This window comes from Gemmiger sp., from assembly GCF_057431175.1.
On record NZ_DBMDDV010000003.1, the window covers coordinates 101122 to 124347 of the forward strand.

General features: G+C 58.4%; 23 protein-coding genes, 2 tRNA genes and 2 other RNA genes. 4 read left to right on the top strand and 23 right to left on the bottom strand.

Annotated features, from left to right (window positions below):
• Positions 1-5 precede the first annotated feature (5 nt).
• The 7 genes from ACZO0A_RS02485 to ACZO0A_RS02515 form a co-directional block, all read right to left on the bottom strand.
• The gene (locus tag ACZO0A_RS02485) at positions 6-1328 is read right to left on the bottom strand and encodes a carboxyl transferase domain-containing protein (RefSeq protein ID WP_302375646.1); all 1323 of its coding nucleotides are present in this window, start codon (positions 1326-1328) and stop codon (positions 6-8) included.
• A 147-nt stretch (positions 1329-1475) separates the two neighbouring features.
• A complete protein-coding gene (locus ACZO0A_RS02490; protein ID WP_252261501.1) occupies positions 1476-2285 on the bottom strand; it encodes a pseudouridine synthase in 810 nt (269 codons plus the stop codon).
• 7 nt (positions 2286-2292) lie between these two features.
• Positions 2293-2688 (bottom strand): GerW family sporulation protein, encoded by a 396-nt coding sequence (gene ytfJ / locus ACZO0A_RS02495; protein WP_215692024.1) that lies wholly within the window; start codon positions 2686-2688, stop codon positions 2293-2295.
• A 33-nt stretch (positions 2689-2721) separates the two neighbouring features.
• Complete coding sequence (locus ACZO0A_RS02500) at positions 2722-3582, bottom strand: hypothetical protein (RefSeq protein ID WP_302375648.1); 861 nt, start codon at positions 3580-3582, stop codon at positions 2722-2724.
• Between the two features lie 6 nt (positions 3583-3588).
• Positions 3589-4164, bottom strand: a complete 576-nt coding sequence (gene scpB, locus ACZO0A_RS02505; protein ID WP_215692026.1) for an SMC-Scp complex subunit ScpB — start codon at positions 4162-4164, stop codon at positions 3589-3591.
• Positions 4161-4886, bottom strand: coding sequence for a segregation and condensation protein A (locus ACZO0A_RS02510; RefSeq protein ID WP_215692027.1), 726 nt, complete (start codon positions 4884-4886; stop codon positions 4161-4163). The genes scpB and ACZO0A_RS02510 overlap by 4 nt, the downstream gene beginning before the upstream one ends.
• A 4-nt stretch (positions 4887-4890) precedes the next feature.
• Positions 4891-5547, bottom strand: a complete 657-nt coding sequence (locus tag ACZO0A_RS02515; RefSeq protein ID WP_302375652.1) for a site-2 protease family protein — start codon at positions 5545-5547, stop codon at positions 4891-4893.
• A 214-nt stretch (positions 5548-5761) separates the two neighbouring features.
• On the opposite strand from ACZO0A_RS02515, the gene rpmB reads away from it, so the two are divergent.
• The 3 genes from rpmB to ACZO0A_RS02530 all read left to right on the top strand — a co-directional run bounded on the left by rpmB (position 5762) and on the right by ACZO0A_RS02530 (position 7432).
• Positions 5762-5950: a 50S ribosomal protein L28 gene (gene rpmB, locus ACZO0A_RS02520; protein WP_040917667.1), complete on the top strand. Its 189-nt coding sequence runs from the start codon at positions 5762-5764 to the stop codon at positions 5948-5950.
• 78 nt (positions 5951-6028) lie between these two features.
• Complete coding sequence (locus tag ACZO0A_RS02525) at positions 6029-6202, top strand: DUF4250 domain-containing protein (protein ID WP_215692029.1); 174 nt, start codon at positions 6029-6031, stop codon at positions 6200-6202.
• A gap of 36 nt (positions 6203-6238) precedes the next feature.
• Positions 6239-7432 (top strand): ATP-grasp domain-containing protein, encoded by a 1194-nt coding sequence (locus ACZO0A_RS02530; protein ID WP_486845996.1) that lies wholly within the window; start codon positions 6239-6241, stop codon positions 7430-7432.
• A 193-nt stretch (positions 7433-7625) separates the two neighbouring features.
• Here ACZO0A_RS02530 and ACZO0A_RS02535 read toward each other — a convergent pair whose 3' ends face one another.
• Positions 7626-8957 (bottom strand): MATE family efflux transporter, encoded by a 1332-nt coding sequence (locus tag ACZO0A_RS02535; RefSeq protein ID WP_294717837.1) that lies wholly within the window; start codon positions 8955-8957, stop codon positions 7626-7628.
• A 208-nt stretch (positions 8958-9165) separates the two neighbouring features.
• On the opposite strand from ACZO0A_RS02535, the gene ACZO0A_RS02540 reads away from it, so the two are divergent.
• Entirely contained in the window at positions 9166-10005 is an 840-nt protein-coding gene (locus ACZO0A_RS02540) for an SDR family oxidoreductase (RefSeq protein ID WP_486845998.1), read from the top strand.
• A gap of 216 nt (positions 10006-10221) precedes the next feature.
• Here ACZO0A_RS02540 and ACZO0A_RS02545 read toward each other — a convergent pair.
• From ACZO0A_RS02545 to ACZO0A_RS02615, 15 genes are all read right to left on the bottom strand, one after another.
• Positions 10222-10298: transfer RNA gene (locus ACZO0A_RS02545), tRNA-Pro, on the bottom strand.
• Between the two features lie 241 nt (positions 10299-10539).
• Positions 10540-10616 (bottom strand) — tRNA-Pro (locus tag ACZO0A_RS02550).
• A gap of 98 nt (positions 10617-10714) precedes the next feature.
• Positions 10715-11263 carry a GNAT family N-acetyltransferase gene (locus ACZO0A_RS02555; protein WP_486845999.1) on the bottom strand — a complete coding sequence of 183 codons (549 nt, stop codon included), beginning with the start codon at positions 11261-11263 and terminating at the stop codon, positions 10715-10717.
• A gap of 79 nt (positions 11264-11342) precedes the next feature.
• Positions 11343-11695, bottom strand: a transfer-messenger RNA (tmRNA) gene (ssrA, locus tag ACZO0A_RS02560).
• A 48-nt stretch (positions 11696-11743) separates the two neighbouring features.
• Positions 11744-12211, bottom strand: a complete 468-nt coding sequence (gene smpB / locus ACZO0A_RS02565) for an SsrA-binding protein SmpB (protein WP_215692034.1) — start codon at positions 12209-12211, stop codon at positions 11744-11746.
• 71 nt (positions 12212-12282) lie between these two features.
• Complete coding sequence (gene recR, locus ACZO0A_RS02570) at positions 12283-12879, bottom strand: recombination mediator RecR (protein ID WP_291208691.1); 597 nt, start codon at positions 12877-12879, stop codon at positions 12283-12285.
• Between the two features lie 10 nt (positions 12880-12889).
• On the bottom strand, positions 12890-13231 hold the full coding sequence (locus ACZO0A_RS02575) for a YbaB/EbfC family nucleoid-associated protein (protein WP_215692036.1): 342 nt from the start codon (positions 13229-13231) through the stop codon (positions 12890-12892).
• Positions 13232-13253: 22 nt separating this feature from the next.
• Positions 13254-14987, bottom strand: coding sequence for a DNA polymerase III subunit gamma/tau (gene dnaX / locus ACZO0A_RS02580; protein ID WP_486846000.1), 1734 nt, complete (start codon positions 14985-14987; stop codon positions 13254-13256).
• A 63-nt stretch (positions 14988-15050) separates the two neighbouring features.
• Positions 15051-15150, bottom strand: an RNA gene (gene ffs / locus ACZO0A_RS02585) — signal recognition particle sRNA small type.
• A gap of 80 nt (positions 15151-15230) precedes the next feature.
• Positions 15231-15458, bottom strand: coding sequence for an acyl carrier protein (locus tag ACZO0A_RS02590; RefSeq protein ID WP_486846001.1), 228 nt, complete (start codon positions 15456-15458; stop codon positions 15231-15233).
• Between the two features lie 15 nt (positions 15459-15473).
• On the bottom strand, positions 15474-16643 hold the full coding sequence (locus ACZO0A_RS02595; RefSeq protein WP_486846002.1) for a diaminopimelate decarboxylase family protein: 1170 nt from the start codon (positions 16641-16643) through the stop codon (positions 15474-15476).
• Entirely contained in the window at positions 16640-18166 is a 1527-nt protein-coding gene (locus ACZO0A_RS02600) for an amino acid adenylation domain-containing protein (protein WP_291212527.1), read from the bottom strand. Before ACZO0A_RS02600 ends, ACZO0A_RS02595 begins: the two co-directional genes overlap by 4 nt.
• Before the next feature lie 14 nt (positions 18167-18180).
• The gene (locus ACZO0A_RS02605; protein ID WP_486846004.1) at positions 18181-19761 is read right to left on the bottom strand and encodes an MBOAT family O-acyltransferase; all 1581 of its coding nucleotides are present in this window, start codon (positions 19759-19761) and stop codon (positions 18181-18183) included.
• Positions 19762-19779: 18 nt separating this feature from the next.
• A complete protein-coding gene (locus tag ACZO0A_RS02610) occupies positions 19780-21084 on the bottom strand; it encodes a hypothetical protein (RefSeq protein ID WP_302376681.1) in 1305 nt (434 codons plus the stop codon).
• Between the two features lie 166 nt (positions 21085-21250).
• Positions 21251-23226, bottom strand: a 1976-nt coding sequence (locus tag ACZO0A_RS02615; protein ID WP_486846005.1) for a homocysteine S-methyltransferase family protein, incomplete at its 5' end; no start/stop codon positions are given.

Here is a 23226-nt window from a genome sequence, read left to right on the forward strand (position 1 = left end):
GATGATTACAGCGTGATATTGCCGTGCTTCTTAGCCAGACGCACAGCGCGCTTGCTGGCCAGCATATCCAGGGCCTGGACAACAGCGCCGCGGGCGGTGGCAGCATCGGCAACGGCGTCAGCGGCACCGTTGGCAACAGCGGCGTCAGCGCTGCAAACGTCCTTGGCGTAAGCGGCGGCCTTGGCCTTGGTGGCGTTGACGATGTTATCGGAAGCAAAAATTTCGTCCTTGTACAGAACGGTGACGGCGGCCTCAGGGGCCAGCGGAGCCACAGTGCAGCCCTGCACGGCGACGCGCCAGTCAGCGCAGGCAGCAAAGACGGTGTAAGCAGGGCCGACAGCCTCACCGGCCAGAACGGCGACCTTGACGGTGGTAGCCTCGGCATAGACACCGGCCATACGGGCGGCCTGGCGGATACCGCCGGCCTCGTCGTCACCCTCGCTGCGGCCGAAGCCCTCGGTGTTGACGACGGTCACGACCGGGATGCTGTACGCATCGCACAGGCGGACAAAGCGGGCAGCCTTGGCGGTGCACTTGTGGCACAGGGCCTTCTTCTCGGTGGCGACAATGCCGACGGCGCTGCCGTTGATGGTAGCCAGCGCGGTAACGACATTCTCGCCGTAACCGGCGTACAGTTCGACGGCGCTGCCCTCGTCAGCCAAAGCGGCGACGGCGTCAGCGGCGGTGTACTTTACGAGGTCGAGAGCCTTGGAAGGTGCGGAAAAGTCGAACAGAGCGGGGCCGGCCAGGTTATTGGCGGGCAGCAGGGCGACGATGGACGCAGCCTGCTTGGCAGCGGCAACAGCGTCCGCGGCGGTAACGGCGGCGACACCGGCCTTGGCGGCGAACGCAGCAGAACCGGCGTTGGCGACCTTGTCCTCAGCGTTGAACGGAGCGTTCAGGAACAGCTCGGCGTCCTCAGCCATGACACAGACGTCAGCGGCGGCGGCGTTGATGGCGTTGGTGCCGGCGCAGGTGCCGGTAACAACGGCGACCTGGGGCACAACACCGGACACGCGCGCAATCTCAGCGGTCAGGCGGGCGTTGGCGTTGAGCAGGTCAAGGCCGCCCTCCAGCTTAGCGCCGGTGGAGTCATAGAACGTAACGACCGGTGCACCGGTCTCGGCGGCCATCTCCAGCACGCGGATATTCTTTTCGATATCCTGCACGCCGACGGGAGAACCGTCCTCAAACACGACGTAGGCGTTCTGGCCGTTTGCACAGCCGTAAGCTGCACTTACAGCGCCGTCAGTAAACAGCGGCGCGTAGGTGCCGTCATCAAAAAATGCTGCAAGGATCTCTGCCTTGCCGGGCTTATTTGCTGCCATACAGTTTCCTCCTATGGTAAAACTGACTGTTTTTTATAAAATCTTATAAAAATATTTTACAAAAATCCGCCATTTAACATAATTATACTACGATTGCGCTATTTTCACAAGTGGAATTTTGCACGTTTTTCAGGATTTTCTGCAATTTTAGTCAGAATTTGTGCGCTTCCTGATGGGGCCGGGGCGGCGTGCCGTGCCGGAAGGGCGGCTTTCACCCTTATTAGACGATTTCATGGCCGCGTTGCGCAGGGCGTTGATCTCGCTCTTTTTCAGTTCGCGGTACTCGCCCGGCTGCAGCATACCCAGTTTGACCGGGCCTTCGGCGCTGCGGCGCAGGCGCACGACCTGCAGGCCGACTGCCGAGCACATGCGGCGGATCTGACGGTTGCGGCCCTCGTGCAGGGTGATCTCCAGCACGCTGCGGCCCGGCTCGTCCACCACAACATGGATGACGCAGGGCTTGGTCTTGACGCCGTCGTCCAGCACGACGCCGGAGGACATCTCAATGATCTGCTGCTCGGTGGCGCGGGGGTTGACCGTGACGCGGTACAGCTTGCCGACGCCGCCGGACGGATGGGTCAGCATATTGATGAACGCGCCGTCGTCTGTCATCAGCAGCAAGCCCTCACTGTCCTTGTCCAGGCGGCCGACAGGGCGCAGCATGGCGGGCACGTCGGACACCAAGTCCATGACGGTCTTGCGGCCGCGATCGTCGGAGCGGGTAGTCAGGTAGCCACGGGGCTTGTGCAGCATGATATAGGTGTACTGGCGCTTACGCACGATGCGGACGGTCTTGCCGTCAATCATGACCTTGTCAAAATCAGGGTCCATCTTGTCGCCCAGCCCGACCGGGTGGCCGTTGACCTTGACTTTGCCAGCGGCAATCAAACGCTCGGCCTCGCGGCGGGAGCAGATACCCTGGTCAGCCAGTACCTTTTGAACTCTTTGTTCTGCCATGAAAAATTTACTCCTTATCAGCGGGGGCGTCAGCACCCGGCTTTTCTTTCTTGATGAGCGCGGCAACTTTGTCCACCAGCTCCGGCAGGGACGCAATGACGTTATCCACGGCGGAGACTTTTTCCACCAGCTGGACGGTGCGCACATTGCCGTTGGACACGACCAGGAACGCCACCGGCGTGACCGAGACGCCCGCGCCGCTGCCGCCGCCGAACATCTGCTTGTTGGAGTTTGGCCCGACGTCGGAACCGCCGGATGCAAAACCGAAGGTGACGCGGGAGACCGGGATGATGGTGGTATCGTCCACATGGATGGGATCGCCGATGATGGTTTCGGCGTTGACCATGTTGCGGATTTTTTCGATGGTGACGCCCATCAGGCCCTGGATAGGATGTTCAGCCATAAGAAATTCCTCCTTTTATAATACGAAAATCGTTTATGAATTTTTGGCGGCGGGCTGCAGCTGCGGGTCTTTCCACAGCCGCCAAAGCAGCCGTAAAAGCAACCAGAGCAGCACGCCGGTACCGATGGATACACGGAAAGAGATGTTGCGCTCCCCTGTCCGCTCACCGGTGAAATCCGGCTCGAGCCAGAGGCGGTCGCTCTGCAAACGGATGTACTGCTGCAAAAACGCCAGCAGATTGTTCAGCGCTGCTATCTCCGCGCCGTACAGCTCGGCGGTGGTGCTGGCCTCGTCTGCGGTGACGGTCCAGAACACATCCAGATGCTGCACCCGCACGGTGCGCAGCAGGCGGCGGCCCAGCCAACCGGTATGCCCCAGCATACATTTTGCAAAGGCCATCGGGTCATCGGAGAGCAGCTGCATAGCGGCGTCGATGTGGTCAGAAATGCCGAACGGCAGACCACCCTTGCTGTCCTGTGCGGGGGGCGTTTCCTCTGGCGCGGACGCTGGTGTGGTTTTGGCCTCGGCTTGCGCAGCTGTCGCTGCGGGCCGCGGTGCGGGGGCAGGCAGTGCAGACTTATCCGGCTCGACCTTGATGGTCACGCTGGCCTTCTCGCCCTCCACGGTCTTGATGACAGTGGGCGGCGGGGATGTGTCGGGCTTTTCCGGCGACTTCTGCGTGGGCTTGGATTTCGCTTTGGACTGTGCGCCCTGCGTGCCGCCGCGCGGCCAGAGGGTGAATTTCAGCGGCCCGTAAAAGGCTTTGGCGAATGCCTCCCCCGGCCTGTACGCCGCCTGTATGCCCAGTGGCAGCAGCAGCGCGACGACCAAAAGCAGCAGGATTGTCAGCAATACCCAGCCGATCAGCCGCAGGATGAAGAAAAGAATGGCCATAGGCAATCACTTCCATTCCAACTGGCCGTCGTCGTCCTCTGCTTCCTCCGGCTCGCTGTTTTCCGGTGCTTCGCCGTGCAGCGGCGGCAGGTCGGCCAGGCTGCCCAGACCGAACACCCGCAAAAAGGTATCCGTGACCTGAAACGCCACCGGTTTGCCAGGCAGATCCAGGCGGCCTGCTTCTTCAATCAGCCCTTTGTCCAGCAGCTTTGTGACGGTGGACGAGGAATCCACGCCGCGCACCTGCTCGATAAAGCTGCGGGAGACCGGCTGATTGTAGGCGATGACAGCCAGTACTTCCAGCGCAGCGGGAGAAAGCGGCGCGTTGCGGCGGGTGTCCAAAATGCGCTTCACCATCTCGCCGTAGTACGGGCGGGTCGTCATTTGCCAGCGGTCCGGTTCAAAATACAAAAGGACCATACCGCTTTCCCGCTCGTCGTAGAGCTTCTGCAATTTCTGCAAAAGTTCGGCGGTCTCGTCTGTGTCCAGCCGCAGGGCGTCGGCCAGGCGGGCGGTCTCCACCGGCTCGGCGTGGGCAAACAGCATGGCTTCCAGCGAGCCCAACTCCTGTCGTTCTGTCATTGCGTTTTGTCCTTTCTTCTGCGGTGGGTATGGTCAAGCTGCAAAGTGCCGCTGTCATCTACCTTGACGCGGCCTGCGCGGATCAGTTCCAGCAGTGCCAGGAATGTAGCGACATTGGTGCTGCGGCTCTCCTCGTGGCTGAACAGCTCCCCCATCTTCTGCAAACTGCCCTTGAGCAGCCCGCGCAGCATATGGGAGACCCGGCTCGCCACCGAGACAAACGGCGCTGTGACCAGAGGTTCGAACTTTTCCTGCGTGGGCTTTTTCTTGCGGGTGCTGCGGCCCATTAAGTTGAACCATGCCTGCACCAGCCAGTTGGGGTCATGGCGGCGAGTGTACTCGGCTGCGCCCACCAGCGGCATCGGCTCACGCGCGACGGTATACAAATCCCGCGCACGGCTGCCCAGCTGGGCGGCGACCTCCTTGCAGGCGCTGTACTCAATCAAGCGGCCGGTCAGCTCGGCCTTCATCCGCTCGGCCTCGGGGCTGCGGGGCAGCAGCAGCGCACTTTTCATCTGTACGAGATGGGCCGCCATATCGATGAACTCGCTGGAAATCTCCATGCGGTTCTGCTGCATTTCACGGATGGCGGCGGTGTACTGCTCGATCAGCTCCATGATGTTGACATCATAGAGGTTCATTTTATTTTTGCCCACGAGATACAGCAGCAAATCAAGCGGGCCCTCAAAATCTTCAATTTTAAATGTCAGAACTTCCGGCAAAAACTCAATACCCCCACAATAGTTCCACAAAGCCTGTCAGGCGCAGCATCAAATTCCACATGGCGTTGACCAGCATCGAGAGCGGCGTGTTCAAAAGGCCCAGGAATACCAGCGCCAGCACGGCCAGCATGATATACCGCTCGTACTTCATCGCCTTGAAGTAAAGCCGCTGCGGCAAAAACAACAGCGCAATGCGGCTGCCGTCAAACGGCGGCACCGGCAGCAGGTTGAACACACCCAGGCTCAGGTTCATGGCAACCATATAATAAAGGAACATCGACAGCGCGGGCACAGCCTGCCCCGCGCCGCTGTACCAGCAGAGCTTGTACAGGATCATCGATACCCACGCCAGTAAAAAGTTGCTGGCAGGCCCGGCTGCGGCGGACAGCGCCATGCCGACTTTCGGGTTCTTATAGTTGTAAGGGTTGATGGAAACAGGCTTGGCCCAGCCGACACCGCCCACCAGCATGCACAATGCGCCCAGCGGGTCAAAGTGGCGCATCGGGTTCAGTGAGAGCCGACCCGCCCGCACGGCGGTGTCGTCGCCCAGCAGGTGGCTGGCCAGCGCATGGGCGGACTCGTGGAATGGTATGGCAATCAGCACAACGATGGCGCGCAGCAGATACTGCAAAATCACTGCGGAAGACAACAAACCGTTCAAAAGCACACACCACCCCATTAAAACTTAGTCTATTATATCGTAGAAACGGCAGCAAAACAAGCCCCGCAGAGCGGCAAAACACAATATTTGGGGGCAAAATTGAGCAAAAACGCAAAATTATGAAAAAAATTCAAAAAAAATCTTCGAAAACACTTGCATTTTCTGCCATCATACGCTATACTGTTAAAGCTATTGAAAAGGAGGTGCAAGCATTATGGCCAAATGTTCTTGCTGTGGCAAGGGTGTCACGTTCGGTATCAAGGTTTCTCACTCTCATCGTCGGAGCAACCGTACCTGGAACCCCAATGTCAAGCGCGTGAAGGCGATCGTGGACGGTTCCCCGAAGTATATCTACGCCTGCACCCGCTGCCTGCGCTCTGGTAAAGTTACCCGCGCGGTCTGATTGGAAGGAAAAAATGCCGGTCACATCCGTGTGACCGGCTTTTTCTCTTTTGGTTTGCTTTTTTAAGGAGGTTCGCCCATGCTCCCCCATGACCCCGTAATGCTATTGAGCTATGTCAACACCCAGTTGCGCGACAGGGACGCTTCTCTGGATGCGCTCTGCGACCGCGAGGATGCCGACAAGCAGGCGTTGTGTGCGGCTCTGGCCGAAATCGGCTATGAGTACAACGCCGAACAGAACCGATTTGTGTGATACCCCCCAAATAGAGAGAGGAAGTTGAAGAACCCGATGAATTTTATCTTTGTCAGCCCGCATTTCCCCAAGACCTACTGGAATTTCTGCGACCGCCTGCACCGCAATGGTGTCAATGTGCTGGGCATCGGCGACGCGCCGTTCGACGAGATTCCGTGGGAACTGAAAAACTGCCTGACGGAGTATTACCGCGTGGACAACCTCGGTAACTATGACGAGATGCTCCGTGCTGTCGCCTACTTCACCTTCCACTACGGCAAAATCGATTGGATCGAGTCCAACAACGAATATTGGCTGGAAATGGATGCCCAGCTGCGCACGGATTTCAACATCACGACCGGCGCACAGAACGACTTCATCGAGCGCATCAAGTACAAGAGCAAGATGAAGGAAAGCTACATTGCCGCCGGTGTGCCGGTGGCCCGCCACCATATGGTCAGCACCCTGCATGAGGCCCGCACCTTTATTAAGGAAGTCGGCTACCCGGTCATCGTCAAGCCGGACAACGGCTGCGGTGCCGAGGCCACCTACAAGCTGAATAACTTTACCGAACTGAAAAAGTTCTATGCAGAGCCGCATAATGTGCAGTATATTATGGAGGAATATATCAACGGCACCATCGTCAGCTTTGACGGCGTGGCCGACAGCCATTGCGTGCCGCTGTTCTACACCTCCAATGTGTTCCCCACCCCGATACTGGATATCGTCAGCGAGAATGGCGATTTGAGCTACTGGACGCAGAAAACTGTGCCCGCCGCGCTGAAGGATGCGGGCTTCCGCACCATCAAGGCGTTCGGCGCAAAGAGCCGGTTCTTCCACTGTGAGTTTTTCCAGCTCAACGAGGACAAGCCAGGCCTTGGCAAAAAGGGCGATTACGTTGCGCTGGAAGTCAATATGCGCCCGGCCGGCGGCTACACGCCAGATATGATCAATTATGCGAACTCGGTGGATTGCTACCAGATTTGGGCCGACATGGTCTGCTATGATGAGGTGCGCAACGCTGAGCTGGACGGCCCCAAGTATTTCTGCGTCTATGCAGGCCGCCGCGACTGCCACGAGTACAAGCACACCCACGCACAGATCATGGCCAAGTACGGCAGTCGCATGAAGATGGCAGAGCGCATCCCCCAGGCCCTGCGCCTGGACATGGGCGACCAAATGTACACCGCCGTCGTGCGCTCCACCGCCGAGCGCGACGCGTTCATTCGCTACGTGCAGGAGAAAGCGTAAAAAAGCCTTCTCACGAGGGAGAAGGTGACCCAAAGGGCCGGATGAGGGGAGGCGTGCCCATGATTACGCATAAATGGGCTGCTGCAGCAAGTGCGCCCCACATCAGTCCCCTTCGGTGACAAGCTTCCCCCAAGGGGAGACCTTTATACAGAGAGAGCCTGACCATCCCCGGTCAGGCTCTCTTTGTATACCCTTACTTCAATTTCACGCTCTTATGGTATACGCCCAGCGCAATCACGGCGGTGATGACCTCCGTCACCCAGAAGGCGTTCCAGATGCCGTTTGCACCCAGCACGCGGCAGAACGCCCAGGCCAGCGGCATGATGACTACCACATAGCGGCACAGCGAAATAACAAGCGACTGTACGCCCATGCCTAGGCCCTCCAGCGCACCGGAGACAACGACCGAGATCGTCGAGACGATGAAGCCCGCGCAGATAATGCGCAATGCGACTGTGCCGATGGCGATGGTCTCCGCGCTGGAACTGAACAGCCCAATCAGTTGCCCGGACAGCGCCAGGCACAGTACCGTGCCCGCCGCCATAATGGCCGCGCACATCCCCATGGCCGTGCGGTAGAGCTTCTTGACACGGTCATACTCCCCTGCGCCGTAGTTGTAGCCAATGATGGGACGCAGGCCCTGCACAATGCCGTTGGCGGGCAGATACAGGAAAGTCTGCAATTTGTAGTAGATGCCCAGCACCACAACATAGCTCTGGGAGAACGCCGCCAGCAGTCCATTCAGGAAAGAGATAAGCACCGAAGGCAGCGCCAAATTCAGGATAGCTGGCACGCCGATGGCGTACAGCTGCAGGTCCAGCTTGGCGTCGGCCCGCAGGCAGGCGCGGCGCAGCTTGACCGGGATGGGCCGCACGTTATAAACGATGAGGTAGAACACGACCGGTACCAGCTGGCCGATGCCGGTAGCCAGCGCCGCGCCTGCAATGCCCATTTCCGGGAAGGGGCCGATGCCGAAAATCAGCAGCGGGTCAAGGATGATGTTGCAGACGGAGCCGCCCATCAGGCCAATCATTGTGACGTTCATCCGGCCAACGGCCTGAAAAATCTTCTCAAACGACATGGCCGCCATGATGACAACGGCAAACATAAAGGCGATGCTGGAATAGGTCAGACCCATGGCGATGACCGATTCATCGCTGGTGAAGGACCGCAGAAAGCGCGGCATGATGGCCGTGCAGACGATGGAGATAATGACGCCGTGAATCAGCGAAAGCACCATGCCGTGGGTGGCGGCAGTGTCAGCCTTTTCCTTATTGCCTGCGCCCATGTGCAGCGAGATCAGCGCACTGATGCCGACGCTGAAACCAACCGCGATTGCATTGATGAGGTTCTGCACCGGGTACACCAGCGAGAGCGCGGTCATGGCTTCCTCACTGATGCGGGCAACGAAGAGGCTGTCCACAATGTTGTACAGCGCGTTGACCAGCATGGAAATGACCATGGGCAGCGCCATCGAAGTCAGCAGCGGGAAAATCGGTTTTTCTTTCATAAAGGTATCGTTCATGGGTTTCTCCTTTTCGGCACGCAAAAACGCCACACAACAGCCCGGCGGGCCATTGTGTGGCGAAAAGTAGTATCAAAACTGTAAAAATCCACACCTTATTTTAGGTGCCTTTATTATACAAACTACCGCCGAATTTGTCAAGATGCTTGCGCCGGGTGCGCAAAAACGGTACAATAAAGACAAAATAGTTCTGTAAGGAGAATCTCTGATGAAAAAAGTGTTGGTTTCCGGTGCAGGCGGCTTTGTGGGGGCACGCATTATGGCGCAGCTGGCAGGCCGGTATGAACTGTGCGCTTTCCCGAAAGGGATGCTGGCCGCCGCCGATGAAACGGCGGTGGCTGAGCTTGTGTGGCACGAACAGCCTGACGTAATTTTGCACACAGCGGCAATCTCGGACACTGGATACAGCGAAAAACACCCGGAGGAATCCTATCGCGCCAATGTGCAGCTGCCGCTCTGGGTGGCCAGGGCCGCGCAGACAGTGGGTGCAAAGCTCGTGTGTTTCAGCTCGGATCAGGTATACACGGGGCTGACGGACATTGGGCCGTTTGCCGAGGATACGCCGCTCGCCCCTGCCAACGTCTATGGCCGCCACAAGCTGGAAGCCGAACAGCGCGTGCTGGATGCCCGGCCCGATGCTGTGCTGCTGCGTGCTACCTGGATGTACGATCTGCCCGGGTATGGCTTGCCGATCCGTGGAAATTTTCTGCTGAACCTGTACAGTGCGGCTTTGCACGGCGGCACACTGCGGTTCTCCTGCCGTGACTACCGCGGCATTACCTACGTGCGCGAGGCCGTGGAGCAGCTGACCCAGGCAATGGAACTGCCCGGCGGCGTGTACAACTTTGGCAGTGAGAACGACTGCAACATGTACACGACCGCGTTGCGGGTCTGTGAGACGCTGGGCATCCACCCAGAGATTGAAAAACAGGAGTGGCCGCGCAGCCTGCTGATGGACGGCAGCAAGTTCCGCAACGCCGCAGGTGTGGGATTTGCAGACACACAGGCCGGTATAAAGCACTGCTTGCGGGAGTATGGGCTGGAATAAGTGCGGCGAAAATCAGCGGCGCACCATACGGTAAAAGTCGCCGTCCCCGGCGGTCGTTGCCTGGTGAACGATGCCGCCGTCAATGGCGAAGCCTGCACGCTGGTAGCAGCGGATGGCAAGTTTGTTCTTTCAAAATATCGCTTTCTCAAAGACGTAATAAAAAACCGCCAAATCCGAAAGGATTTGGCGGTTATACTGAGTAGACAGCCCAACGTTTGGTCCGAGTGGCGAGAGTCGAACTCACGGCCTCTTGAACCCCATTCAAGCGCGCTACCAAACTGCGCTACACCCGGTCGAACCGAGCTGTCTCAAATCAGCTTATATATTATAACCGACTGCGCAGAAAATGTCAATACCCTGCACCATAAAAAGTTGCGGATTTTGACATTTTTAATTTTCATGGATTATGCTGCAACCGTAGCGGCTGTCCCCAAAGTCCCGATTGTTGACCAACTTGACCCCAAGTTTACCACAAAACAAAAACCGCCAGACCCATAAGGATTTGGCGGTATACTGAACAGACAGCCCAACGTTTGGTCCGAGTGGCGAGAGTCGAACTCACGGCCTCTTGAACCCCATTCAAGCGCGCTACCAAACTGCGCTACACCCGGTCGAACCGGGCTGTCTCAAATCAGCTTATTCATTATAGCGGAGGAAATCACAAATGTCAAGCAATTTTGAAAAATAAATGGGAAATTTTGTCCGAATTTCAGTCCAACTCCAAGCGCATCAAAATAAGCTCCTGCCATGCGCCGCTGCGGGTGCGGAAACCGCGCGGATTGCGGCCATACTCGGTGAAACCAACGTGTTCATACAGCATTCGTGCGGCGGTATTCTCGGCCACGACGTCCAGTTCCAGTTGAGTATACCCTGCCGTTTTGGCGCACTCAATACAGGCCTCCGTCAGGGCGCGGCCGATGCCCCTGCCCCAATAGGCCCGGTCGATACTGATGCCGAACTCGGCGCGGTGGCGCAGCTTCTCCTGACTGCCTATGAGGGTTATGCCGGCGGTGCCGACGATTTCGCCGCCGATAACAGCGCAGATTTCAATACTGTTGGAGCTGGCAGCGGATTTGGCGAGAAAATCCCGCTCATTTTCTACGGTCATCGGGCTTTCCCCCGGATAGGTCAGCAGAAACTCGGTCTGTGTGTGGGTCAGATTGAAAATGCGCAGTACCTGCTCGGCGTCGTCTGCCCCAGCATTGCGCAGCACACAGGGCGTGCCGTCGCGCAGGGTCAAGTTCTTTTGATATTGCATGGTACCCTCCTTAGCGCACTAATGTGTGTACTTATAAACAAAAACGTCGTAGATTTTAACAAATCTACGACGTTTTTCATGGTGGAGCTGACGGGAGTCGAACCCGTGTCCGAAAAGAAATCGGTTAGAGTATCTCCGGGCGCAGTGTGCTTATTGAATTTCCCTTGGTGCGGGCGAACACACACGCACTACACCGCGGTAGCTTCATAAATTCATGCCGGACCGCAAAGCTTAAGCCCGTTCACGTTCAGTACCTAATCGACGCCCTGACCCCGCGCGGTACTAACGCGGGCAGAACGGTAGAGCCTAATTAGGCAGCTACGGCAACAGGATAATTGTTGTCAGTTAATTTAAGTTGGCGCTTTTATCGTGGGTCACCGCCACGGCCCGCTGCTCACGCCTCTCTCTCCCCGTCGAAACCATTACAGCCCCGCATATTCGGCAGGTGTGAGCCTGCCGGGAAAGATAAGGGAAAACAACTTATCGCTGCGTTTTCAGTGCGCGGTCAATGTCGCGCTTGGCATCGCGTGCCGCAGCAGTTGCACGCTTGTCATAGAGCTTTTTGCCTTTACAAAGACCCAATTCCAGCTTGACGCGCCCTTTTTTGAAATAGAGCGAAAGAGGAACCAGCGTATACCCTTGCAGCTTGATCTGCTGGCCCAGGCGGCGAATCTCTGCTTTGTGCGCCAGCAGCCGCCGCGGGCGGCGCGGGTCTTTGTTGAAGATGTTGCCCTGCTCATAGGGGCTGATGTGGATACCTTTTGCTATCAACTCGCCGTCATCGATATCCGCCCAGGAATCCTTGAGGTTTACCCCACCGGCGCGCAGGCTTTTGACCTCGGTGCCGACCAGCTCAATGCCGGTTTCCAGCGCTTCGACCACAAAGTATTCATGGCGCACCTCACGGTTGACGGCAATCATTTTCTTTCCACTTTTGTCCTCGGCCATGGGCACACCTCCTTCGCGGTGATAGGATATTTATTGTAACGCGGCTGCGGCGAAAAGTCAAGGGCTTTTCGTCACATCTCGCCGCGACCGGCCATAGCGCGGTACAGCGTCGTCTCATCGGCATATTCCAAACTGGAACCCACCGGCAGACCATAGGCCAGGCGGGTCGTCTTGATGCCCAGCGGCTTGATGAGTTTGGCGATATACATAGCGGTTGCCTCGCCCTCCACCGTGGGACTGGTGGCCATGATGACCTCCTTGACGGTGTCGTTCAGGCGGGCCAGCAGTTCCTTGACGCAGAGTTGGTCTGCACCGATACCGTCCATCGGCGAGATCAGGCCGTGCAGCACATGGTACAGGCCGTTATATTCGTGGGTGCGTTCGATGGATTTGATATCCCGCGGGCTTTCCACAACGCAGATGACGCTGCGGTCCCGCTTTTGGGAGGCGCAAATTTTACAGACCTCACCGGCAGTATAGTCCTGGCAGATGCGGCAGCGGTGCAGGTCTTTCTTTGCGTGCTCAATGGCTTTGGCAAGCTCCATTGCCTGCTCCGGCGGCATGGACATGACCTGGTAAGCCATGCGCACGGCGCTTTTTCGGCCAACGCCGGGAAAACGGGCAAACTGATCCACCAGGTTTTCCAGCGGCTCAACATTTTGCGGCATAGTACGCCTCTCAGCCCAGACCGGGGATGTTCAGCCCGCCGGTCATCTTGGACATTTCTTCCTCGGAGTCCTTATCCACGGCAGCAGTGGCGCTGTTGACGGCGGCGGCGATCAGATCCTCAAGCATTTCGATATCGTCGGGGTCAACGGCCTCAGGCTTGATTTTGACAGCGGTAATTTCGTGCTTGCCATTCATGGTGACAGTGACCATCTCACCGCTGGCAGTGCCGGTGTATTCCTTGGCTTCCAGTTCTTCCTGCTTAGCGCGGATGCTGTCCTGCATCTTCTGCACCTGGCGCATCATGGCGTTGGGGTCGGGACGGCCGTAGCCTTTGGGCATTCTTGCTTTCATGGGTGATATCCTCCAAAAATAATTATTTATCAACGATTTTCAAATCGACGCCCAATTCCTGCATATTGTGCAGGGTCTCGTCAATGCTGACAGCCGGGGCATCGCTGGCGGCTTCCTTCGGCTCCTCATAGGGGCCGATGCTGTATTTGATCCGCGAGACGCGGTAGATGGCTTCTTTCAGCCGCTTGCTGACTTCACGATTGTTGCGGATGTAATCGCGAAAGGCGTCGCTACATTCAAACAAAACGCGTTTGCCGTCGCAGTAGGCCCTGGTGCCGCGCAAAAACGAGATGAGCATGGCGTCATTTTCTTCCAGATCCGACAGGACGGCGGGCCAGAAACCGAACGGTTTCAGCGGGCCGGCCTGCCGGGGCGATTCCGATTTGCGGGGTGCTGCGGTAGGGGCCGGGCGTGTCGGCGGGGATGCAGGCTGCGGTGCGGGTTTTAACTCGGGCTGCAAGAACGGCGGTTCGTCGTCGATGGGCGGCGGTACGTCGTCTGTCTCCCCCGCTGCGGGGGAGGCCATGGGCGGCTGTGCCTGCGAAACCATCGGCGGCACAACGGCAGGTGCAGCCTGTACCGGCGGCGGGGCCGCAGTGAACGCCCTGGGGGCAGACGCGAATGCCTGCGGTGCGGCGGGTACAGGGGCTGCCTGCTGGATGACGACCTGTGCGGCGGCTTCAGGCTGGGTCAGCGAGAACACGGCCAGTTCCAACTCAATGCGCTGGTCGGTGCCGCGGCTCATCTTTTCCAGTGCCGAGCCAAAGGCGTTGATGGCGCGGATAGCTTCGGCCTGCGGGAAGTCTTTGCGCTGGGTGTAGGCGGATTCTTCCTCCGGCGAGATACCGGTCAGAAGCGACGTGCCGCCCGGCAGCGCACAGAGCATCAGGTTTCGGTAATGCCCGGCCAGTTCCATACAGAGGCGGCGCATATCAACGCTCTGCTGGCGCAGTTCGGCGATTTTTTCCAGCGCGGTGACGGAATCATGGGCGCTGATGGCGTCGCTGATCTCGAACAGGTATCCCCTATCCGTGACGCCTGCCATGCGGCGCACAAGGGCTTCGTCAACTTTGTTGTCGACACCGGCACAGGTGTCCAGGATGGAGAGTGCGTCACGCATTGCGCCGTCAGCCAGGCGGCCAATCAGCTGCGCAGCGTTCTCGTCGAGGTCAATTTTCTCTTCCCCGGCGACATACAGCAGACGCTTTGCGATATCATCTGCCGTGATGCGGGTGAAATCGTACCGCTGGCAGCGACTTAAAATCGTGACCGGAACCTTCTGCACCTCGGTGGTAGCAAGGATAAAGATGACATGCTCGGGCGGTTCCTCCATCGTTTTCAGCAGCGCGTTGAACGCGGCTGTCGAGAGCATATGCACCTCGTCGATGATATATACCTTGTATTTGCAGACCGACGGCAGATAGGCGACCTCGTCGCGCAGGTCGCGGATGTCGTCGACGCCGTTGTTGGAGGCGGCGTCCATCTCGATGACGTCCATGACCGCGCCGGAATCAATGCCCTTGCAGATCTCGCATTCGCCGCAGGGGTCGGGGCTGGATGTGTCCAGACAGTTGACGGCCTTGGCGAAGATTTTGGCGCAGGTGGTCTTGCCGGTGCCGCGCGTGCCGGTAAACAGGTACGCATGGCCGATGCGCCCGGCTGCGATCTGGTTCTGCAAGGCTGTGACGATGGCCGTTTGGCCGACAACATCCGCAAAGCGCTGGGGGCGCCATTTGCGGTACAGGGCACGGTACATCTGCTCACCTCCTGAAGGATACAAAAACAGCGGGCAGAGCACGCGGCTGCGCTGCTTTGCGTACAGATGCAGGCTTGACCGCGGCACTAGGCAAGCGCCGCTTAATGCTGCTCGGTTCCCCGCCTGACATGGTTCACAGGCTGCCCACGCGCGGGACCTGCATCTGTACGCGAAACAGCGCAATTCAGCCCTGTCCGCTTTCAGTATTATACAATAACTTCGGGATAAATGCAAGCGTTTCTATCAATCTTCCTGCAGGCGCTGCACCATCTGGTACAGGGCTTCGGCGCTGTTGAAGTTCTGCGGCATGATTTCAGAGGCCGGGATCGAGATGTCGTATTCGTCGTTCAGGGCAGCAATGATCTGCAGAATGTCAAAAGAGTCAAGGATGCCGTCGTCGACCAGCGTCGTGCAGCTTGCAAAATCGACGTCCTCTTTGATCTCGCTCAAAATTTCCAGTAAACGTTCCATGATGAGGTCTCCTTTTTATAAGTTTGGCGTGTTGATGGGATAGGTCGGCGTCAGGCCGCGCACAAGCTGCGGCGCGCCGTTTTGCCACAGGACGATGCCGGGCAGGTCGCGGCTGAGGAAAAGCCCCAGCCCTTCGGTGACGGAATAGGCACCTGCATTTTCAAATACAAGCAGGTCGCCGGTGCGCAGCCCTGTCAACGGGAAACTGCGCACCAGTACATCGTTGGTGGTGCATAGGCTGCCGCAGAGCGTCCAGTCCTGCGTCTGTCCTGCTTGTGCAGCAAAGTGGCGCAGGCGGGGGCGCTTCATGCCCATAATCTGACCGAGATAGTTCAGGTGGTTCATGCCGCCGTCCACAATGCAGTAGTGTTGGCCGTCATGATCCTTGCAGTCCATGGCGGTCGTCAGGTAGTACCCGCATTCGGCGGTGTAGAAACGCCCCATTTCGACGGTCAGGTGCGCCCAGCGGGCGGCATCCTGCAAGGCGGGAACCAGCGCCTTGGCGGGGGCGAGCGTGTCGGTAAAGTCGTCGCCGTCAAAATACGGCACCGGCAGGCCGGGGCCGTATTCCAGCTCCGGCAGGCGCAGGCCGAATTTTGCCTCGATTTCGTTGTAGAGCTCGCACAGCATCGCCAGCTCTTTTTGTTGGTTCGTCAGCTTTTTGCGCTGGGTGCCCACAAAATAGTGGATGCCGATGAAGTCGAGGTCTGGCGTCGCGGTACGATTTGCCAAGGCGGTGAACAAATCATCCTTCGACATGCCGAACTGGCTGCCCGCATTCAAACGAAGCAGCACGGGCAGACGTTTGCCCGCCTTGTGGGCGGCATCTTGCAAGTAGCGTACCTGCAGAAGGGACTCCGCCGTGTAGCTGCCGACCCCGTCGGCCACAGCGCGGGCGATATCGACGGGGGTCTTGTTGACACCTGAATAGATAACGCGGGCATCGGCGGCGTGCAGCTTCTCGCAGATCGAAAGCTCGCCGGGGCTGCACACCTCCAGCCGTGCGGTGACGTCGGCCATGGCTGGCAGCAGAAACGGGTTTGCCTTGATGGAATAGCAAAGCGTGATAGCGTCGCCGAAGATTTCGTGGATAGCGCGCACGCGGGCTTGCAGGGCGTCGGCATCAAACACGAACGTCGGTGTGCCGTATATGGCGGCGATTTTTTGTAAGGCGGCATCGGTCATTTGCGTGCTCCTTTTTTCGTCAGGGCGGCCAGCGCCGTTCGGTCGATCTTGCCGTTTTTGTTCGTGGGGAGTTCGTCCAGCTGTTGAACCGTGTTGGGCTGCATAAAGGGCGGCAAGTTGGCTTTCAGCGCGGTCAGCAGGGCGGCTTTCTCGCAGCTGCCGGTGTAGAACAGGTGCAGCCGCTGCTTTTCGGCGTCAAAGATGCAGCAGGCACGGCTCACATCGTCACACCGCATGGCGGCGGCTTCGATTTCGCCCAGCTCGACGCGGTGGCCCATATGCTTGATTTGGAAATCCTTGCGGCCGATGTAGAATAAATTGCCGTTTTCATCATACCGCGCCAGATCGCCGGTGCGGTAAATGCGCTCGTACCAGTTGGGGTTCAGCGGATTCTGGGTAAAGGCTTGGGCTGTGCGCACCGGGTCAGCGTAATAGCCCAGCGCCAGCGCCGTGCCGGAGACACAAAGCTCCCCTGCCTGGCCTGGTTCGGTCACAAGGGCGTCGCGTTCGTCCAGCAGAAAGACCTTCTCGTTCGGGAAGGCGCGGCCAATGGGAAGCACCTCGTCGGGGGCAAAATCCCGATCAGGCAGGATGGCGTAGGTACAGTTGCAGGTGATTTCCGTAGGGCCGTAGAGGTTGACGAACCGGGCGGCGGGCAGCGCTTTCTTCCACTTCATCAGGTGCTTGATGGGCATGACCTCGCCGCTGAAAAGAACCTGGCGCACGGCGGAAGGCACGCGGTAGCCGAAGCCGTTCATGATGGAGACAAAGCACATGGCGCTGACAGCCCAGACCAGCGTGGTGACAGCGTGGTCGGCCAGGTAGTCCATCAGCTTGGTAGGCTGGCTGAAATAGGCCCGGGGGATGATCTGCACCTTGGCCCCGGTGTAAAGGGCGGTGTACAGATCCTTGACCGAGACGTCAAAATCAAAGGGGGCCTGGTTGCCGAGGATATCGTCCCCGTTGATGCCAAAAATACCGGCAAACTGCGGGATGAAATCCAGCACCGAGCGGTGGCTGACCGTGACGCCCTTGGGCACGCCGGTACTGCCGCTGGTAAAGTTGATGTATAAGGGGTCAACGTCCACAGCCTGGACACGGCGGGCAGCCAGCAGTGCGGCGTCCTCATCGGCGGTCAGCAGACTTTCCAGCGGAAGAATTGGACCGGAATAGCTAAGCTTTGCTGCAGCGTCGGCGTGTTCGGCGTCGGTGATGAGCAATGCCGGGGCAAGTGTATCCAACACCTGCCGGGTGCGGGCGGCGGGCTGGCGGGGGTCCAGCACCGAGTAGCAGCACCCCGCATAGACCGTGCCCAGCATAGCGGCAAAGGCCGGGGCAGATTTTTCGAGATAGAACGCTGCCGGGCAGCGGGGCGCGGTGCGGGCCGCCAGGGCACTGCCGCTGCGGCGGGCCAATTCTGCCAGCTGCGCCCAGGTGTAGTCCTGCTGCACATCCCCCACGGCGGGGGCATCGGGGCAGCGGGCGGCGGTGGCTTCAAGCCAATCCAGAATATTGGTTTGCATAAAAAACTCTTTTCTCAGAAATTCGCGTAAAGGAAGCCGGTGGTGTCGGTAACGCAGATAAAGCTGATTAGCGTCAGGAAGATGACGAGATAGTACAGCGCCCAGCGCACGACCAGCGGCAGGCGCTGCACATCCGCGTAGGGGTCACGGCCGTTTTCCTTCAAAACACTATGTACAAAGACCAGTATGGTGCTGATGATTACGATGCCCCACGCAGGCCCCGAAACAGCGGCAAATGCGCCGGGAGCGTTTGCCGCCAGCGAGTCAAAGCGGAAATCCGTAAAGGTCTTTTGCAGGCAGAGCAGCCCGCGCATAAAACCGTTGCGGTCAAAGTACCAGCCGATGTTGACGATGACAAAGGTGCGCAGAATGCGAAACAGATGCCAGGCGCGGCTCTCAGTGGGGATATGCAGCGCAGCGTTGAGCTTTTTGAATGCGGGTTCCAGCAAGTCAGACAGAGCAATGACCGCGCCGTTGTAGAGACCCCAGACGAGGTAGTGAATCTCCGGGCCGTGCCAGATGCCGACGACGGCGAACACCAGCAGGTTCGCCACAGCAGCGGGCAGTACGCGGCCAAAATGCTTGCCGCCGTGCTTGGTTGCCCATTTGCCGAAGCGCTGCATCGGCTTGGTCAGGGCGAAGGGGTAAAAGAGGTAGTCGCGCATCCATGCGCCGAGGGAGATATGCCAGCGCCGCCAGAAATCCCCCAGTGAGGTGGAAAAATACGGCTGGCGGAAGTTGGGCATCATCTGGATATCATACAGCTGCGCGACGCCCAGCACCATATCGATACCGCCGGAAAAATCAGCGTACTGCTGCAAAGAATACAGCAAAATTGCCAGCAGCGCCATCGCGCCGGTAAGGCCGCTGGCATCCTCAACGTCCAAAATCGCGGCAATCGTCGGGGACGTTAGGTTGGAAATTGCGTATTTCTTCATCGCGCCGAAGGCGAACAGGAACAGCGCACGTTTGGTGCGCTCCCAATCCCAGGTATGACGGGCCATGAACTGGGGTTCCAGCTCGCCGTAGCGGTTGATCGGCCCCTGCACGAGCTGCGGGAAAAAGCTGATGAACAAGAGAAAACGCGCAAAGTTTTTCTCAGCCGGGTGGCGGCCGCGGTAGCAGTCGATGAGGTAGCCCACAGCCTGAAATGTATAAAAGCTGATGCCAAGCGGCATGACCAGCCCCAGCGCCGACGGCGTGCTGGCGGCCCAAGCCCCGGAAAGCAGCGCCGCAAAGTGGGACCAATATTTAAAGTAGCCCAGCACCAGAAAGTTCACAACCAAGATACCGGCCAGAGCACCCTTTTTGCGGCGGGTGGTCTGGGCCTTGATGGCCTTCTTTTCTTCTTTTGGCAAGCCGGGCTGTTTGCGGCGGGCGGCGGCATCGGTGTCCAATTTGGCAAGGCAAAGCCCACCGCCCCAGACCGTCAGGGCCGTAAAAAGCAAAAACGAAAAGTCCTGCCAGCCGCTGGCTGCAAAAAACACCAGACTCAACCCCAGCAGGCAGAGCCATTGGCGGGTGCGCAACACGGTATAATACAGCAAAAGGCCGACCGTAACCAGCAGAACAAAGCTTAGGGAATAGAGTTCCACACTACACCATCCGTATATTTAAAAATCAAGATAACATTCGTAATAACGCTCAAAATCTGCATCAGACCCGACTACCCGCGCATTGACGCGGAACTGATAGCTACCGTGTACTGTTGTGGGGTATTCGACCCAGGTACGGGTGTCGTAATCGGAAATTTTTGCGTATTCCGTCTCACCGGGGGCTTTGACCCAGAACTCATACTCAGCCTCGACTGAGGGACCGTGGTAGGAACCCGCCAGCAGCAGAATTTTGTCCGTTTGAATCTCCGGCGTCAGGTACACATTTGTGATATAGTTGACGGCGGCCAGGTATTCTTCCGGCGTCTCAAACAGGGCATCCACGTCAGCTCCCTCGTCCAGCAGGGTCAGGAACTTTGCCATGCACTGGCTGAAAGCGTGGCCGCCGGTGGTGTTCATGTGGGTGAAATCCTTGTAGTAATCCGGTTCAACGTTCGCGAACAGCTCCTGTTTGGCAAAGTTGAAGTCATAGTAAGATGCGCCGTAAAGCCCTGCCAGCTTTTTGAAAAAGGCGTAATCGTCAAAATAAGTATCGTAGCTGATGACGTCCAGCGTCGTTTTTGGGGCGCTGATGACGAGCAGCGGCACACCTTTCTCTTGGCAGAGCTGCATCATCGAGACAAGCTCGTCAATGTGCTGCTGGGTGAATGGGTGGTTCGTCTGGTTCCAGGTATTCACATTGCCGATCGTGTCAAAATCGATGACGGTATCCCCTTCCGGCTGGCCGTGCGCCGCGCCGCGCGCAGCAATGCGAGCAGTCAGGGCGTTCCACTTCTGCCGGATGGTGGCGGGCCAATCGGTGGGCCAGTTGCCGCCCTGCCAGGGGAACAGCGCGTTCAGCGAATCCGCGTCGGTAAAGCGGTCGGCGCTGGTCATGTAACGCAGCAGTTCGGCGGGGCGGTCCTGCCAGCGGGAAGTCTGCAACTCGGCAGAGAGAAAAGCCTTTTGCGCCTTGGGGTATGGCTCCCCCGTCATATTGTACAGGTCCATGACCAGGATGACATACTGCGGTGTATGTTCCCGCAGCACGGATTCCAGTGCAATTTTGGACATATCCCAGCTTTGGGCGTTGGTCGCCATCAGTGCTACGGATTTGCCGGTGGCGGCGGCCAGTTCTTCCTCCGGCAAAGCGCAGGAGGCCAGTGAAGAGCCAATGACGGCGATATCGACGGAATCTTTGCTGTGATAGTTGCGCCACATGGCAAGGCTGGAACCGTTATCCGGCGGCATAAAGCCGCACAAAAGCAGATTGATAAGCAAAAAGCCGACAAGAAAAGCGGCGATTTTGATGATATGTTTCTTCAAGCAGTTGCTCCTAAAAATCAGACAAATCAGCCAATTTACCCAAAATGTGCGTATTGTTTATTATAGCGCATAAACCCTGTAACTACAATGGCTTTTCCTAAGAATCAGCAATTTTTACAACTGAAAACAAAAACTGCCGCGTTTTAACAAAAAACGCGGCAGGGGGTTATCCAAGAAGCTGTTTGGCAAGGTCAGCGCTTGCCTTGGCGTCCTTGCAGTAGTAATCAGCACCGATATCGCGGGCGTAGTCAGGCGTCAGCACGGCACCGCCCACCATGACTTTGCAGTCGAGATTCGCGGCGTGCAGGGCTTCAATCGTGGCCTGCATGTTGGGCACGGTGGTCGTCATCAGGGCGGACAGGCCCACGAGTTTGGCCCCGGTCTGGCGCACAGCCTCGACCACGCGCTCGGGGTCAACGTCGCGGCCCAGGTCGAGCACGTCATAGCCGTAATTTTCCAGAATAACGCGGACGATGTTCTTGCCGATATCATGTACATCGCCCTTGACCGTGGCAATGACGATCTTGCCTTTGCTGCCCTGGGCCTGACCAGAGGCTGCAATCTTGGCTTTAATGGCTTCAAAAGCGGCCTGGGCAGCGGTGGCAGCCTGCAAAAGCTGCGGCAGGAACACGGTCCCCTTCTCAAAGCCGTCGCCCACGGCGTCCAGCGCGGGAATCAGCGAAGTATTGACCACATCCAGCGGCTCCCGCATGGTCAGGGCGGCATCGGCGGCGGCGCGGGCCTCGGCTTTCAGGCCGCGGCGCACAGCCTCAAACAGGGCGTCCCCGCCCGGCGCGGCGGCGCTGACTTCGGCCACCGTGGCAGCGGATTTGCTCGTTTGGGTCGTCTGAATCTGCACATCGGCGTAGGCGGCCACATAGTCGGTGCTCTGAGGATCCTGGCAGGTCAGCACGCGGTAGGCGCGCACGGCGGCCATCATTTCCGGCGTATTGGGGTTCATGATCGCCAGATCCAGCCCGGCAGACATCGCCATCGTCAAAAATGTGGTGTTCAAGTAGCCGCGGCACGGCAGGCCAAAGCTGATATTGGATACGCCCAGCACGGTGCGCACGCCCAGCTCTTTTTTGCAGCGGGCCAGCGCTTGCAGCGTTTGGGTTGCGCCTTCCTGCTGAGCGCTGGCGGTCAGGCAGAGACAGTCAATGTAGATATCCTCGTCCGGGATGCCTGCGGCGTGGGCGGCGTCCACAATGCGGCGGGCAATGGCGACGCGGCCCTCCACTGTCGGTGGGATGCCGCCCTTATCCAGCGCCAGGCCGACGACGGCAGCACCGTACTTTTTGCAGAGCGGCAAAATCTTTTCCAGCGTCTCAGTCTCGCCGTTGACCGAGTTGACGATGGGCTTGCCGTTATAAATGCGCAATGCACGGGAAAGAGCCTCGGGGTTCGAGGAATCCAGCTGCAGCGGCAGATCGGTGACGGCCTGCAAATCCTTGACGAGCTGTTCCAGCGTGGCAGCTTCGTCGATGCCGGGCAAACCAGCGTTGACGTCCAGCACCTGGGCACCGGCCTCGGCCTGGGCCACGGCCTGGGTGCAGGGGTAAGCACTGTCGCCGTCACGTAAGGCCTGCTGCAAGCGCTTTTTGCCGGTAGGGTTGATGCGCTCGCCCACGACGGTAATGCCGTTTACTTCCACAAAGCGAACCGGTGTACACAGGCAGCTGCGGCGGATGGAAATTTTATCAGCCGGGGCCAGCGGGCTGAACGTCACGTGCAGTTTGGCGATAAAGGCGGGTGTGGTGCCGCAGCAGCCGCCCACCATCGAAACACCGATGGCGGCGTATTCTTTCATTTCGGCTGCAAAGCCGTCCGGATCCAAGTTGTAGCTGCCGTCCGGGTTGGGCAGACCCGCATTGGGTTTGACAAAGACTGGCACACCGGCGGGCACGCTGCGGCAAAGCCGCTGAGCAAAGGGCAAAATTTCCTTGGGGCCAAGCGAGCAGTTGATGCCCACGGCGTCCGCGCCGAGGCCTGCCGCCGTGACAGCGTAGCTTTCCACTGTGCAGCCGGTGAAGGTACGGCCCCGGCTCTCGAAGCTCATCGAGGTAAAGATCGGCAGGGCGCAGTTTTCTTTGGCAGCCAGGATGGCGGCTTTCAGTTCATACAGGTCGGTCATCGTCTCCA